The sequence below is a fragment of the Mycobacterium sp. genome, from assembly GCF_004298145.1.
Taxonomy (GTDB): domain Bacteria; phylum Actinomycetota; class Actinomycetes; order Mycobacteriales; family Mycobacteriaceae; genus Mycobacterium.
Window position 1 is genome coordinate 99,496 of sequence record NZ_SCRH01000023.1, and the last position, 14,014, is coordinate 113,509.

The 14,014-nt window shown below is 64.5% G+C and carries 14 protein-coding genes; 7 read left to right on the forward strand and 7 right to left on the reverse strand.

The features are described 5' to 3' along the window. Positions 1-161 precede the first annotated feature (161 nt). Positions 162-1,100 (forward strand): alpha/beta hydrolase, encoded by a 939-nt coding sequence (locus tag EPN51_RS08690; RefSeq protein ID WP_293040421.1) that lies wholly within the window; start codon positions 162-164, stop codon positions 1,098-1,100. A gap of 2 nt (positions 1,101-1,102) precedes the next feature. Here EPN51_RS08690 and EPN51_RS08695 read toward each other — a convergent pair whose 3' ends face one another. The 4 genes from EPN51_RS08695 to EPN51_RS08710 all read right to left on the reverse strand — a co-directional run bounded on the left by EPN51_RS08695 (position 1,103) and on the right by EPN51_RS08710 (position 5,103). Beyond that, positions 1,103-1,936 carry an NAD(P)-dependent oxidoreductase gene (locus tag EPN51_RS08695; RefSeq protein ID WP_293040424.1) on the reverse strand — a complete coding sequence of 278 codons (834 nt, stop codon included), beginning with the start codon at positions 1,934-1,936 and terminating at the stop codon, positions 1,103-1,105. A 16-nt stretch (positions 1,937-1,952) separates the two neighbouring features. Beyond that, positions 1,953-3,158 (reverse strand): cytochrome P450, encoded by a 1,206-nt coding sequence (locus EPN51_RS08700; RefSeq protein ID WP_293040427.1) that lies wholly within the window; start codon positions 3,156-3,158, stop codon positions 1,953-1,955. Between the two features lie 39 nt (positions 3,159-3,197). Further along, positions 3,198-4,022, reverse strand: a complete 825-nt coding sequence (locus EPN51_RS08705) for a mycofactocin-coupled SDR family oxidoreductase (RefSeq protein WP_293040430.1) — start codon at positions 4,020-4,022, stop codon at positions 3,198-3,200. A gap of 181 nt (positions 4,023-4,203) precedes the next feature. Then, a complete protein-coding gene (locus tag EPN51_RS08710; RefSeq protein WP_293040433.1) occupies positions 4,204-5,103 on the reverse strand; it encodes a LysR family transcriptional regulator in 900 nt (299 codons plus the stop codon). 378 nt (positions 5,104-5,481) lie between these two features. Here EPN51_RS08710 and EPN51_RS08715 point away from each other — a divergent pair, with 378 nt between their 5' ends. Continuing rightward, on the forward strand, positions 5,482-6,144 hold the full coding sequence (locus tag EPN51_RS08715; RefSeq protein ID WP_293040436.1) for a TetR/AcrR family transcriptional regulator: 663 nt from the start codon (positions 5,482-5,484) through the stop codon (positions 6,142-6,144). A gap of 15 nt (positions 6,145-6,159) precedes the next feature. Here the strand turns inward: EPN51_RS08715 and EPN51_RS08720 are convergent, their stop codons facing one another. After that, complete coding sequence (locus tag EPN51_RS08720; protein WP_293040439.1) at positions 6,160-7,335, reverse strand: LLM class flavin-dependent oxidoreductase; 1,176 nt, start codon at positions 7,333-7,335, stop codon at positions 6,160-6,162. A gap of 129 nt (positions 7,336-7,464) precedes the next feature. On the opposite strand from EPN51_RS08720, the gene EPN51_RS08725 reads away from it, so the two are divergent. From EPN51_RS08725 to EPN51_RS08735, 3 genes are read left to right on the forward strand one after another with little or no spacing between them, the layout of a single operon-like run. Next, on the forward strand, positions 7,465-8,508 hold the full coding sequence (locus tag EPN51_RS08725) for a hypothetical protein (protein ID WP_293040442.1): 1,044 nt from the start codon (positions 7,465-7,467) through the stop codon (positions 8,506-8,508). A gap of 2 nt (positions 8,509-8,510) precedes the next feature. Further along, positions 8,511-9,638, forward strand: coding sequence for a phosphotransferase family protein (locus EPN51_RS08730; RefSeq protein WP_293040445.1), 1,128 nt, complete (start codon positions 8,511-8,513; stop codon positions 9,636-9,638). A 27-nt stretch (positions 9,639-9,665) separates the two neighbouring features. Further along, positions 9,666-10,445: a hypothetical protein gene (locus tag EPN51_RS08735; protein WP_293040448.1), complete on the forward strand. Its 780-nt coding sequence runs from the start codon at positions 9,666-9,668 to the stop codon at positions 10,443-10,445. A 263-nt stretch (positions 10,446-10,708) separates the two neighbouring features. On the opposite strand, the gene EPN51_RS08740 is transcribed toward EPN51_RS08735, so the two are convergent. Both EPN51_RS08740 and EPN51_RS08745 read right to left on the reverse strand, forming a co-directional pair. Continuing rightward, positions 10,709-11,155: a pyridoxamine 5'-phosphate oxidase family protein gene (locus EPN51_RS08740; protein ID WP_293040450.1), complete on the reverse strand. Its 447-nt coding sequence runs from the start codon at positions 11,153-11,155 to the stop codon at positions 10,709-10,711. 149 nt (positions 11,156-11,304) lie between these two features. Continuing rightward, positions 11,305-11,853, reverse strand: a complete 549-nt coding sequence (locus EPN51_RS08745) for a TetR/AcrR family transcriptional regulator C-terminal domain-containing protein (RefSeq protein ID WP_293040453.1) — start codon at positions 11,851-11,853, stop codon at positions 11,305-11,307. Between the two features lie 145 nt (positions 11,854-11,998). Here EPN51_RS08745 and EPN51_RS08750 point away from each other — a divergent pair, with 145 nt between their 5' ends. Together EPN51_RS08750 and EPN51_RS08755 are read left to right on the forward strand one after the other, a co-directional pair. Beyond that, positions 11,999-12,901 carry a hypothetical protein gene (locus EPN51_RS08750; protein WP_293040456.1) on the forward strand — a complete coding sequence of 301 codons (903 nt, stop codon included), beginning with the start codon at positions 11,999-12,001 and terminating at the stop codon, positions 12,899-12,901. Between the two features lie 2 nt (positions 12,902-12,903). Continuing rightward, the gene (locus EPN51_RS08755; RefSeq protein WP_293040459.1) at positions 12,904-13,998 is read left to right on the forward strand and encodes a phosphotransferase family protein; all 1,095 of its coding nucleotides are present in this window, start codon (positions 12,904-12,906) and stop codon (positions 13,996-13,998) included. The last annotated feature ends 16 nt before the right edge of the window (positions 13,999-14,014 follow it).

The following is a 14,014-nucleotide window of genomic DNA, read 5'->3' on the forward strand; positions in this document are numbered from 1 at the left end:
TCAAGGCCTCTGTGGTGGTGCACCCACCGACTACGTCGCGGCACTCGAGCACAAGGACGTCGAGCCGGCTTGTGCCAGATAGTTGACGCAACGGCGCGAACGAACGTGCGTTAACCTCTCGTGATGAGGTCAAGAGCACACCCTCAACCGAGGCTGCGGGGATGACGTCGCCACTGTCCGGCGCCGGGGCACCGGTTCCCCACTGGACCGACATCGATTGGGCCCCGTCGACCGCCAGTCGCCCGATCAACGGCCTACGGGTGAACTATCTTGACTACGGGACCGGGCCCGTTCTCGTCCTGTTGCATGGCATGTCCGCCAGTTTGCAGTGGTGGCTGGAGAACATTCCGGCACTGGCCCAGCACCACCGGGTCATCGCCGTCGACCTACCAGGTTTCGGTCGATCCGAGCAATTGCCAGCGCCCGCCGAAATGGCCACCCACGCGCGCACGGTGCTCGAGCTACTGGATCAACTCGACGTCCAATCAGCTACGGTGGCGGGGCATTCCATGGGCGGGCTGGTCGCAATCGCGATGTTCAGCGCCGATCCGCGGCTGGTGCGAAGCCTGATCCTGGTTGACGCGGGCGGTGTGCCCATGTCGGAGCGACGCCTGGCCGTCATCCTCGTAGCACTGCGCATCTGCACCGCCGTCTTGCGACGAGGCTTCGTTCGTCGCGCCCTGACAACCAAGGCGTGGGTCCGGCGGCTTGCCCTTTTTGCGGCCTTCCGTGATCCCCGCGTCATGTCGCCGGCCCTGGCGGCCCAGACCATGCCCCTTTTCGGCGGCCCGGGCTCCGCCGACGCCGTCGCCGCCGCCGGTCGCGCCGTCAACGCGACGGTCCCGGAATCGATCACCTGCCCGGTGCTGCTGGTGTGGGGCGAGCACGACGCCATCGTGCCGCCCCGGTGCGCCCACGAAATGCATGAAAAGTTGCCCGACTCCGAACTCGCCGTCTTCGCCGCCGCGGGACACAGCCCAATGGTCGAGTTCCCGGACCAGTTCAACGATTTGGCGTTGAAGTTCATCGCTTCACACGACGGCGAGCGCACGGATGTGCGACGGCGCACCGATGACGGGACGCCATCCCTCGGCGCATAGCGTCACAGATCGTCGCCGGTGGGCTCCGCGCCCGCTGCCACCAGTAGCCCCGCGCGGACGGCGCGGTAAAGCAGTTCCGGCACCGACCGTCCGGCCAGCAGGGAATCGACAAGGCCGATATCCTTGGCCAACAATTCAGCGCCGCGTGCGCGACCGGCACTGTGTATGGGAAAGGCGCTGCGGCAGCCGCCGTCGACGAACATTTGGATGGTCCGGCTCGATCCCGTCGACGACGCGATCGCCGTCATCGACTGCGCCACGTCAAGCCCGAGTTCGCCGCACAATTCGATCGCCTGCGCGGTGATCGACACCTGGGCGGCGAACAGGTAGTTGTTGACAAATTTGAGCACCTCGCCGGCGCCAAGCTCGCCAACGTGCATCACCTGGGCGCCAAAGGATTCGAAGACCGGCCGCGCCTTTTCAACAGCCGTGACCTCGCCGCCAACCATGACCGTCAGCTCACCAGCTGCAGCACGCGCCCGGCCGCCGGAAACGGGTGCGTCGATGACGGCAACACCCTGAGCGCTCGCGTCGGCACCGATGCTGATGCACGTCTGCGGATCGACCGTACTATGCACGGCCAGAACCGATCCCGGCCGCATGTGCCCAACCACGGCCGCGGCAACCTCGTGGACGTCAGCGTCCGTGCCGACGCAGACACCGAGGAGCTCGCTGCGATCCGCAAGGTCCGATAAAGAGTTTGCGCTGACGGCACCGCGTGAGATGAGCGCTTCCGCCTGTTCGGGACGGCGGGCAAACACGGCGAGATCGTGCCCGGCATCGAGAATTCGTTGGGCCATCGGTTCACCCTGGTCGCCGAGTCCGACGAATCCCACCCGCATGGCGACGGTATTACCGATCCGCGGTGGCGGTCATCGGGACGGTCAGCAGCCCCCGACCCTCCCCGCCGTTGTACCGCAGCGCGTAATAATCGGTCACCTCGAAGTCGGCGAACTCGGCCACGAACTCTTCGAGGCCGACCCGCGCGGCCAGCTTGCCCAGGTGCGAACCAACGCATCGGTGTGGTCCACCGCCAAAACCCAAGTGCCTGTTGGGGAAGCGGTCGAGCACCACGTCGCCCGGGTCGCTGAATACGCTCTCGTCATGGTTGGCCGACCCCAGACCGAACATCACCCGCTCTCCCTTGGCGATCGGGCATCCCCCCAACGTCGTGTCTTTCGCCGCAGCGCGGTTCATGTGCGGCACCGGCGTGACGTACCGGATGAATTCCTCAATCGCGGTGCCCATCAGCGCGGGATCCTTGCGCAGCCGCGCCCGGTCTTCGGGGTGCCCGGCCAACCACACGATTGCGCCGGCCATCACCGCGCCAGTGGTGTGCAAACCACCGAAAGTGGCCTGCAGCAGGAGACTCTGCTGTTCCTCCAGGGTCAGCCGGCGGCCCTCGACCCGGCCGTGCACGATCGCGGAGATGATGTCCTCGCGTGGGTCCTCGGCGGCCCGCTGCTGCAAGGTCTTAGCCAGGTGTCCGAAGAACTCGGTCGACAGGCGGAGTCCCTCCTCATCGTCGCGGACACCAGCCGCCAGCACCCCGGTCCAGTGATCCAACTTATCGAGATCGGCCAGGTCGTAGCCGATGACGCGCAGCGCAACGCGTTTCGCATACGGTTCGCAGTAGTCGGCGCAAGCGTCGAAGTGGTCCCGGCCGGAGACCTTGGCAAGCCATTCCCTGGCCAGCTTGCGCATCCACGGCATATGCTTTCTCACCACCTGGGGCGCGAGCTGAGGTTCCAGGATTCGGCGATATTCGCGATGCAACGGCGGGTCGACCTCTCCGGGCAACAGCGATATGTTCTGCCGCGGAATGTTGACGCCTTCGGTGGTGGTGAACGTCTCGCAATCGTTGAGCACCGTCCTGACGTCGTCGTACCGGCTGACGAACCAGAAGCCGCCGTAGCGATCGCTGTGGATGACGGGACACTGCGACCGCAGCCGCCGCCATAGGTCGTGGGGCGCCACCACGATCCGCGAGTCACGGTGGTCGTACTGCAGATGATCCCAGCCGTCCGGCCGGGTCGAGGTCTTGCACACATCGGACATCGAATTTCCTTAGGAACTGGCGTCGGTCGACCGGTGGGGTCAACGGTTCAGGTAGCCGGCGTCCACTGGGAAGGTCACCCCGGTCACGTAGCGCGCCTCGTCGGACGCCAGGTAGACGATCGCGTTGCTGACGTCGATCGGCTCGATCAACTCAACGGGCATGGGGTTCTGATAGTTTGGCCCGCCCGCTATCTCAGGGTTCGCCACCGCCCAGGCGCCGTACTGCTCATTGGCCACCATCGGAGTGTTCACACCGGTCGGGTGGACCGTATTCACCCGAATCATGTGTTTGGCCAATTGTGATGCGTACAGGCGCATCAACCCGACGACGCCGTGTTTGGCGGCGACGTAGGCCGCCTGTCCGGGATAGGTGTTCAGGCCGATACTGCTCAATCCCGCGGCTGAACTCGTAATGATGATGGCGCCACCGGTACCGCGCTCGATCATTCCCGGCACCACCACATCCAGCGTGTGCCAGACACCGGTCAGCATGGTGTCGATTGCGTCATACCAGGCTTGTTCGCGATCCCCGGGCTCGATCACCGGCATGATGCCAGCATTGGGCAGCACGATGTCGATCTTGCCAAACTCGCGAATTCCGCCGTCGTGCGCCAACTGGACGTCTTCACGGCGGCGGACGTCGCCGACGCTCGTGATGATCGAGCCGCCGGCCGCGGTCACCAACCTTTCGGTCTCGGCGAGATCGTCTTTGCTGGCCATCGGGTAGAACACCGACTCGATCTGGTCGCAGATGTCCATCGCGACAATGGCTGCGCCCTCTTCGGCCAGCCGTAGCGCGTGCGAGCGGCCCTGCCCCCGGGCCGCACCGGTGATGAACGCAACCTTGCCGTCGAATCTGCCCACGTATGCTCGCTTTCCGATGTGTCAGGCTCCCGGTAGGGCGGCAGCGACCACCCGCCGAGGTATCTCGTAAAGAGATGCGCCGCACCGTGACCGTAAGGCGCGATGCTCCGCAATGTCCATGATCAAATCAGCGAAACGGAACGTGACCGTACTGGTCATCTGTTGATGGGACGACTCCCCTTTACGCGGCCAGTCGATCCCAGACGATCCCACTCAGCTCGCGGAGCGCCGGGCTGTCGGCCAACCTGTCCTTCCGCCACACCGCGTAGGTGGCCAGGCGGATATCGTCATCGAACGGCAGCATCACCACCGATTCGTCCGCGAACACTTTTCGCGTAGCACCGAAGTCGCAACCGCAGATGGTGAAGGCCTGGCCGGCGGCCACCATCGGGACCAGGTCGGCCTGGTTGTTCGACGAGATGGCGATCCGGCCGTGCACTCCGTTGTTATTCAACAGCTCGTCGGTGACCCGATAGACGAACGGAGCTGCCGACTCGCGTAACGACACGTAATGCAGGTGGGCAAGCTCCGAAATTCGCACGCTGGTGCGGTGGTCGAAGCCGATGCCGCGACCCACGACGACGGCTACATGTTGATCTTCTACGTGCACCGCGACCAGGCCGCGGTCGGTTACCCGGCCGTGTACGAAGGCGAGGTCGATCTCGCCGCGAACGACCGCTCGCAGGAGCGGCGCGGTGCTGGCTGGTTCATGCTTGATGCGCACGCGGGGGACGACAGCATTGACGAGCTCGATGAATGTCGAGCGGAGCCAGGGCGATACTTCCGGGGCCATCCCAACGGTGGCAAAGCGCGTCGCGGGTTGCGCCGCTTCCGAGGCCGTCGCGCGGAGCGCCTCGAACTTGTCGACCAACTCGACGGCCAACGGCAGGATCCGCGCGCCGACCTCAGTAAGCGACACCTGGTGGTAGCCGCGGACGAACAGCGCGTCACCCAGTTCACGTTCGAGATCTCTTATCCGCCGGCTCAGCGGTGAGGTGGCCATATGGAGTCGTTCAGCTGCTCGCGAGAAGCTCAGCTCCTCGGCCACCGCAACGAAGTACCGCAGATGGTGGATCTCCACCTACCTAGGATGTCGCCTGCCGACCACCGTGTCCATCATCAGATGACCAGATTGATCACGCGAGTCATTTGCACCCGCCTGGACGTGAACGTTTCTTCACGGGTGCGCATTGGTCACGAAGCGGTGACCGCATCGGTCCTCTGCCGTTTCTGCCGAGGGACGCGCTGTTGGTGACAACGTAATCTAAAGCCCATAGAATTCGGGGCGCCATGACCGTCAACCATGCGAACACCTACTGGCGCATATGCGAAGCCCTCTGTGGCTACGTCGCCACCGTCGAGGACGGCGTGCTGGTCGATAGCCTGCCGCCCGGGTCTGACGCCGTTCGCCGCAAGCGCGCAGCTTCTCGGCGCCCCGATATACACGTATACTGTGGTCGTGTCGATTCCCGCTTCTTCCCCGCTGACTTTCGAGGCGATCATCGCCGAGGCGACTCGGCTCATCCAGGAAGAAGGATTCGAGGCGCTCACCATGCGCGGGCTCGCTGCACGCTGCGACGTGACCGCGATGAGCCTGTACCGGCACGTACAAACCAAAGAGGAGCTGCTGGTCATACTGGCCAATCGGCTGCTCGACCACCTGGACGTGCCCGAGGTTGACAGCGAGGACTGGCGAGGCGAAGTTGCCGCGGTGTTCAGTGCGCTACACCGAATGTGGCTGGCGCACCCGGAGTTCGCGCAGATCATCGCCGCCCAGCCGGCCGATGGCAAGGTCGCATTTCGGTGGATGGAACGAGTGTTCGCGGCACTGGAGCGGGCGGGACTGTCGGATCCGCAGATCGTCGCCGCCTACGACACACTCGCCTCCTACACCGCCGGCTTCAACCAGCAGCACACGGGCCGCCGGTCCTCTGCGGCGGCCTCGACCCGACTGGCCGGGCTACGCAACATCGAAGCCGCCGAATTCCCGCATGTGGCCGCCTTAGCCGAGCTGCTCACCACGCGCGATGCCGCAGGCGGCTTTGACGAAGGCCTCACTCTGATCCTCGACGGAATTGCCAAGCAGGCCGCCAGCGAACCCCGAGCACCGCGCCGCAAGTAGTTGGCGCAGCGGCGATCAGACCGTGCGGGCCAGTGCGGTATTGCGTGACTTGAGCCGCCCCGCAATGTCGAACGTCCGAGACACCGCCGTCGCGCCATCTTCCAGGTCGAGGATCGAAGGCATCATGTCGATCGCGCTGATCCACGTGGCGCCGGCGTCGACGAACGCCTGAAGTTGGTCGGAAACCCTGGCCGGGGTGCCCCTGATCCACGCCCGATCCGACATGGCCGGGGTGACTCGTGACAGGATGTCGGACACCTCGGCGTCGGTCAGACTGTGCGGCTTCAGGTGCAGCGCATAATGCCATTCCCGAGGCATCGGTGGTTCGATTCCCGCGGCATCCCAGTCGGTCATCACCACCCGGCCGACGACGGCGGTGAACCAGGCCACCATCGGGTTGCTGAGCTTGGCCTCGATCAGGTTCTCATCGTCGTGCGCCAGATACGCGCAGTACAAACCGAATCCGAATTGTTGCGGGTCGCGGCCCTTGCGTTCGAGCTGGTCCTTCATCGAGGTCACCATCTGGTGCCAACGCTCCGGGCTGTAGGCGACGAATGGCGCCAACGTCGCGAAGCCATCGCAGTACGAGGTGGCGTAGTCCATCAACTTAGGACCGCCGCCCAGCCCCCATATCTGAGGCCGATAGTTGCGCGCTCCCCCCAAGCAGGCGTCGCGCAACTGCCAGTATTTGCCGTCGAAGTCGAAAGGTTCGGAGCCGTGCTCCCAAAACAGGTGGGATAGCCGCAGCACATCTTCGAGCTTGTCCCAGCCCTCCGCGCGTTTCCAGCCAAAAGGCTTGCACTGCTTGACCTCTCCGGAGCCCAAGTGGAACTGGGCACGGCCCTGCGTCAGGTTGGCGAGGGTGAGCATCGTCTGCATCAGTTCGGCCGGCCCACGCCGCACCGCATCGGTGCTCAACACCGTGCCCAGCCCGGGCGCGACGACACTGGCCGCCGAGAGCATCGCGACGAAATCCGGGTAGGAGTCCAGATCCGGCACCACGGACGCCATCGGGGCGTTGCCGACGTTCCAGAGCTGGGGAGGGAACATGCTTGACAGCTGATCCCAACCCTGCATGTAGTCGACGACACCGCTGGTTTGGTAGGCCCGGGCGGCATCAAGGAACGCCGAAGCGGGCAGGTGGCGGTCGACCAGGATAGGGATCGCGATGTCGACGCCCTGGTCGGTCATTCACGACTCCCGGTTGTGGGTCTTGACACCGACCGGACTATACACGTATACCTGTGACGTGACAAGGCTTCTCGGATCGATTGCCGACTGGCCAAAGACATGTCAATCAGGTCGCAGGAGGGACGCGGGATGGTCTGGTCGGAAGTCATCAACCTTGCGGACGACAGCTTTCATCCGCGAAATGCGGATCCGTGGTGGAACGAGGCGTCCTACATCTCTTTCCGGGTTCCAGAACGCGACCTCATGGGCTTGCTGTATTTCTATTTCCGGCCGAACCAGGACACCGCGATGGGCGGCCCGCTGATCTGGGATCCCACCGGCCGGACGATGAATACGATTGCCCACAACGGCTGGAGCTGGCACATGGGCATCCCCGAGGGGGCCGACATGTTCGACTTCAAGCTCGAAAACGGCTTCGGCTGCCAAACCATCATCGCCCAGCAAGAACATCGCTATACGTACGAATCCCCGGGATGCGAATTCGAATTGACGTTCACCGCGTCGTACCCGCCTCACTACCTGAAACTCGACAAGCAGAAAAATGACGTCGACGCAGGCATGTTCGATTTCGTCCGCGACGTTGAGGGTGAGATCACCACCGGTCACTATGAGCACTTCGGCCGGATGAACGGAACGCTGATCATCGAGGGCGAGTCGATCGACGTGCGCGACGGAGTGGTCTTTCGTGACCACACCTGGGGGCCGCGCAAGATTCTCGCGAACATGCATCGCCTGCGCGGCGGCTACTCCTTGGGAATGGCCGACGACCGCAACGCCTTCAACACCTTCGCCACATGCGACATTCCCTGGGAGGACGACCCTCTCGATGGCGTCAAGGACAAGATCACGGCGGGCTTCCACGTCAAGGACGGTGTCCCCGCGACCATTGTCTCGGGCACTCGTCAACGCATCAACGCGCCCGATGGCTGGCCCTTGGGCGAGATCATCGATGCCACTGATGAATTGGGCCGTACCCTGCACGCCGAAGGTCGCATCGTCTCCGGGCTGGACTGGCCGGGACTGTGGGGAGACCTGGCCGCCTACTGGTGCTACGAACGCTGGGAGTGGGACGGTAACAACGCCGTCTGCGGCGAACTGCAGGACTGGACCTATGCGCGTCACTTCCGAAAGTGGTTACGAGACAAAGCGCTGCAAAGCTCCGGCCAGGCCTAGCGATGGGTGTACCGACTCAGCGCGATCTGGCGCAGACCCGCGAGACCCTGCTCAAATGGCTGGATATCCGAGTCCGAGGTGCCTCCGAGATCGAACTGAGCGCCGTGACCAACCCGTCCGGAGCCGGCTTCACCAACGAAACCCTGTTCTTCGACGCCTCCTGGACAGGCGGCGGCCACCGCAATCGGCACTCGCTGGCCCTGCGGGTCAAGGCCACCGACTTCAACTTCCTCTACCGCGCACCGGATTTCTTTGAACCCCAGTATCGATTGATGACCGCCCTGGGCGAATGTGACGATATCCCAGTGCCACGCGTCCACTGGTATGAGGAAGATGAAGAATGGCTGGGCGCACCGTTTTTCGTCATGGATCGGATCGCAGGTGAAGTGCAGCCCGACATGCCGCCCTACTGGCAGGCGGGCTGGCTGCACGACGCCACCCCAGACCAGCAAACCGCGCTGTGGCGGTCTGCGGTGGACACGGTGGCAGCGGTCAACACCCTGGATTGGCGCGCTGCCGGGCTGGACTTCCTCACCGAGATGTATCCGGCGGGTCTCGACGGGCGGTTACGGTACTACGACGAAGCGTTGCAGTGGGCCGCGGAGGACGAACCCAATCCCATTGCTGAGGCGGGACGCCAATGGCTGGCGGCCAACCGTCCCGCCGGCCCCGAGCCGCTGGCCCTCAGCTGGGGCGATGCCCGGTTGGGAAACCTCATCTTTCGGGACTTCCGCACAGTCGGCGTGATCGACTGGGAGATGGCGTCCATCGGTCATCCGCTCCAAGACCTCGGCTGGTGGTTCCTCGTCGAGAAGGCGCTACTCGGGGACGCTCACACCGGCGCGCCGGGCGACCCGTGCGGGCTGCCCGGATTCCTCTCGAAGGTCGACACCGTGTCGCTGTGGGGCGAAAAGACCGGCATCGGAGTGGATGACTTCGCGTTCTACGAAACGTTCGCGGCGTTCCGCCTGGCCGTCCACCTCCAGCGGATGGGGACGCTCTTCAAGACGTTCGGCGTGATCGCCCCCGACTCCCCGTGGCCGGTGAACAATATCGGCACCCAGGCGCTCGCCCCGTTGATCGGAATCGACCATCCACCACCGGAACCCATGCCCACCCTGCCATCCTGACTGTGGGCCGATCTCCAGGAGCGTCCGATGAGCCACCATGTGCCCGATATCGCCCACACGACGATGCCAGCCGCCGCGCAAATGCTCTTCACGGTGGTCACCGGCGTACCGATGTTGATCGTGCTGGTCATCGCCATCGACCATGTGCGCCGGGGCAAGGGCCCCCTGCTGCTGTTCTGCTTCATCGGCGGCGCGCTGGCCGCGCTGTTCGAACCGGTGGCCGACGTCCTGAGTTGCCTATACTTTCCCGTGCTCGGGCAGCAGAGCGCCTTCACCGCGCTCGGCCGCCCGATCCCCTGGGCCCTGGTGTTCGCCTACCCGTGGTTCGTCGGCGGCCAGGGCTACCTGTCGTACTGGGTCTTCTCCAAGGGAGTTCCGGCAGTCCGTATTTGGCAGCTCTGGGGCGTGTTCGCGGTCAGCAATGTGCTGGTCGAAACGCCGGGTGTGCTCACCGGCTTTCACGCCTATTACGGAAACCAGCCACTGAACTTCTGGGGCTTTCCGTTGTGGCAGGCTGCCGTTCAGTCGATCATGCCGATGGCCGCCGGCGGGCTGATCTTCGCGCTGCGTGGCAGGCTGGGCAGCGGCTGGAAGCTGGCGGCCATCATCCCGCTGTTGCCGATGGCCGACGGGATGGTCAACGCCGGTCTGGCTCTTCCGATCTGGCTCACCCTCGGTTCCGATGCCCCGCTCTGGGCCACCTACCTCGGCGCCGCGGTGACGATCGGCATCGCCGCCTATGCCGTCTGGCTGTTGACCGAACTGCTGTCCCGAACGCCGGTGCCGTCCGACGTCAACGCCGCCTGAATGGTCTTCAGGCACCGGGCTCGGCAGATACGGGATCATGCGATGCTGCCCACGCGCGGGCCAGCGCGGCGTTCTGGCCGGGGGTCGAACCGTAGGTGACCAGTTCGTCGGCACCGGCGTCGCGGATGCGGTGTATTTGCGCGACACAATCGCCGACCGACCCGATCGCGCAACTTGCGGTGATCCACTGTTCGGGAATGAGGCCTATCGCCGTAACCGGACGCCAGCAGATTTCGCGGTCGCTGGAGTCATCGCCGTCGCCTCTATTGCGGCTTTAGCCTGATCTTCGAGTTGTCCCAGCTGATCATCGGTCCGGCCGGCTCCATGCGCAGGTAGACCTGTTCGGCGTAGCTGCGGAGAACAACGTCGGGGACACGGTCCCACGGCGGCTGGAAATCGGCGTACTTCTCGTCGAGTAATTCAGCAACTCTTTCGGATTCCGGGCCTGCGTCCAGCTTGACTGCGCGAGCCGGGAATTCAACGGCAGCCAGATCCACCCAGGCTTTGCCCGCCTCGACAAGGACACAACATCGGTCGTCGTGACGAATGCGCTTCATCTTGGCCGACGACGGCGGCGTCCTGACATAAAAACAGCCATCTGTCCAGACGAACCAGATTGGCAATGTGACCGGCCATCCATCGCGGCGCACCGTGGTGATCATCGCAGTGTGCGCGTTTGTCAGCAACGCCTCCCGCTCGGAGTCGGTCAACTGTAGGCCCATTACTGTCCTTTCGATTCGTCGAGGCGCAAATCCCAGATGCTGGTGACGGTTTCGATGGCATCGGTGTTGTCACCCGGCGCCAGTTCAATGCGTTCGAAGGCTTGAGTAATGACTACCAGATGAGCGGGTTCAGAGCCTCAGCCGTCGGGCGAGAACGCGCTCAGTACCGCACGCAGCCCGGCGCGGAATTGCGCGGCATCGGTTCCGGGCCTGGGCGAGCCAACCGAGTTCTCGGCGATCTGGAACAGGGCGAAGCCCAGCGTGTAGGTCGACAGCGTGCGGTGCACGGTCAGCGCGTCCCGTCCCGAGAAGCCGGCGGCGTCGAGCAGCGCCAGCACCTCTGAGAACAGCTTTGTCTGGGCGTCGCTGGCCACCGGAAGCCCCGCGATCAATTGCGTGACGTTGCCGTGCCGTACCAGCCTGTCGTGGACCTCGGCAAAACACGCGCCGAGTTGATCGCGCCAACCGGTGCCACGATCGATCGGCGGTAGGTCGGCCAGCAACACGTCGGGCAGCATGTTGACGATTTCCCGCTTGCCGGCGGCGTAGTTGTAGAGCGTCATCTGGGCCACGCCGAGGCGCTCCGCCAGCCGCGCGATGGTGAGCGCGCCGGCGCCCTCGGTGTCGACCAGTTCGAATGCGGCCGCAGCGATGCTGTCGTGTGTCAACAACCGGGTGCGAGCCATGGTCGTGCATTTTGTCACGAATCTCCTGGAAAGAATTCGCAACGAATGCCCCAAATTTCCTGGAAAGGGTTCCCCGGAACCGGCGGCGCGAGTAACTTTCGAAGTCAATACGTACAACGCACGTATTGACTCGAGGAAGGGCGACATGACAGTTCACGACACGGTCGATCTGGGACGCTGGGGGCCGTTGGCGACGCCGATACATCACGACGTGGCGCCCGTCGACGATGACGGCACGCCCTGGCGCGACTACGCGCTGTTCTGCTGGTGGGACCCGGCCTCGGACGTCTACGTGATGACCCATCACATGTCCTCCCCGGACCTCGCCTTCCCCGGGCGGACCCGCGTGTCGGCGTGGGCCGGCGGCAAGGCGTTCGAACTCATCGAGACCCCTCGCCAAGGCACCCACCAAAGTGAACACATCACGGTCGATCTCGACGGTCGCCTGATCGTTGACCATCCCGAGTTGCAACTGAACGCGACCGTGGACCCGAAGTACCAACCGATCGACCTGCACGCCCTCAACGCGTTGCCGTCGAACAAAGCGGGACGCCCGCTGCATCACTACGAGCAGCCGCAACGCGCGACCGGAACTATCGCGGTACGCGGCGAACAACGCTCATTCGACGGCGTCGGGCTACGGGATCGCACTTGGGGCTACCGCAGCGAGTCGTCACAGTGGGACGAATACCAGTACCTGATGGCCGAGCTCGGCGACGAGTTCCTGGTCTTCTGGAAGCTCAAGGGCCTGGTCGGCCCGCAGATCGACCTCGCCTTCCGTCTCACCCCGGACGGTCAACACCGGCTGGATCGATTCTCCTTCGCGCGCAACGGATCCGGACTGCTCAATGACGTCGAGACGGTGCTGCCGAGCGGCCCCGTCCGCATCGAGATCGCCGACCGGCCGGTGGGATTCTGGGTTCCGCAGGGCGGACGCCAGACCGGGCCGACGTTTTCCGCGTACGACGAGTTCGTGAATCTGCGGCTCAGCGACGGGCGCCACGGCGCCGGCCTGGCCACCTACGGCATTCTGCGGAAACTGGTCTGAGTATGGCCATCGTCGGAGGGGTCAGCGCCGAGAGAATCCGGACCAGGGCGGCGGGGTGGATCGCCGAACGCTTCGAAGGAGCCTCCGTCGCCGAAGTGACCACCCCGGTCGGCAACGGCCGGTCCACCGACACCTTCCTCGTCGACCTCGACGACGGCGAGCGTTTCGTCATCCGCGTCGAGCCCAGCGCCTTTCGCGTCGTCTACGAATACGACCTGGCAAGGGAGGCGTTGATCATGGACGCCTTGGCCCGCAAGACCGACATACCGGTGCCCAAAGTGTTGTTCTCCGAACCGGATCCAGCGATCCTCGGCAGTCCCTTCCTCGTCATCGAGCGTCGCGAGGGCCGCATCCCGGGTGACGAGCCGCCGTTCCCCGCCGACCCAAACAGCTGGGTGCATTCGCTGTCCGACTTAGAGCGAACCGTGATGGCCGACGACGCGCTGCGCACGCTGGCCGCCGTTCACGCCGTGGACTGGCGCGCCCTGGGACTGGAATCGTTGAACCGACCCACACTGGGGGCCGACGCGCTGGCTCAGCACGTCGCTTGGTGGCGGGCATTTTTCGATTGGGGGTCTGCCGGTAAGGTGTGTCCCACCATCGAGGAGACGTTCGCCTGGCTATCCCAACACTGGCCCGCCGATCCCGGTCCGACCGTATTGTCCTGGGGTGATGCACGACTCGGGAATCTGATGTTCGAGGGTCCCCGCGTGTCGGCCGTCCTGGATTGGGAACTGGCCACGCTGGCGCCCGCGGGCTGTGACCTCGGTTGGTGGTTGTTCTGCGACCGGCACCACAGCGAGGGTGTCGGCGCGCCGTGGCCGGCCGGCCTGCCCGGCCGCGACGAAACCCTGGCCCGCTACGCGTCTTTTCGCGGCCACGCGATTCCGCACGCCAGGTGGTTCGAGGTCTATGGTGGCCTGAGGTTCGCGGTACTGATGAACAGGGCGGGCAACATGCTCATCGAGGCGGGCGCCCTGCCCGCTGACCACACCATGGCCGTCAACAACCCGGCGACTCAGCTACTGGCCCGGATGATCGGCGTCACCGCTCCAGAAGGACAGGCCACCAGCTTCCTGGACCCGGCGTCGACGTAACGGCACGGGCAATGTG

Coding starts and splice junctions, on each gene's coding strand:
- EPN51_RS08690 (WP_293040421.1), top strand. CDS start 162: ATGACGTCGCCACTGTCCGGCGCCGGGGCACCGGTTCCCCACTGGACC.
- EPN51_RS08700 (WP_293040427.1), bottom strand. CDS start 3,158: ATGTCCGATGTGTGCAAGACCTCGACCCGGCCGGACGGCTGGGATCAT.
- EPN51_RS08720 (WP_293040439.1), bottom strand. CDS start 7,335: ATGACCGACCAGGGCGTCGACATCGCGATCCCTATCCTGGTCGACCGC.
- EPN51_RS08725 (WP_293040442.1), top strand. CDS start 7,465: ATGGTCTGGTCGGAAGTCATCAACCTTGCGGACGACAGCTTTCATCCG.
- EPN51_RS08730 (WP_293040445.1), top strand. CDS start 8,511: ATGGGTGTACCGACTCAGCGCGATCTGGCGCAGACCCGCGAGACCCTG.
- EPN51_RS08735 (WP_293040448.1), top strand. CDS start 9,666: ATGAGCCACCATGTGCCCGATATCGCCCACACGACGATGCCAGCCGCC.
- EPN51_RS08745 (WP_293040453.1), bottom strand. CDS start 11,853: ATGGCTCGCACCCGGTTGTTGACACACGACAGCATCGCTGCGGCCGCA.
- EPN51_RS08750 (WP_293040456.1), top strand. CDS start 11,999: ATGACAGTTCACGACACGGTCGATCTGGGACGCTGGGGGCCGTTGGCG.
- EPN51_RS08755 (WP_293040459.1), top strand. CDS start 12,904: ATGGCCATCGTCGGAGGGGTCAGCGCCGAGAGAATCCGGACCAGGGCG.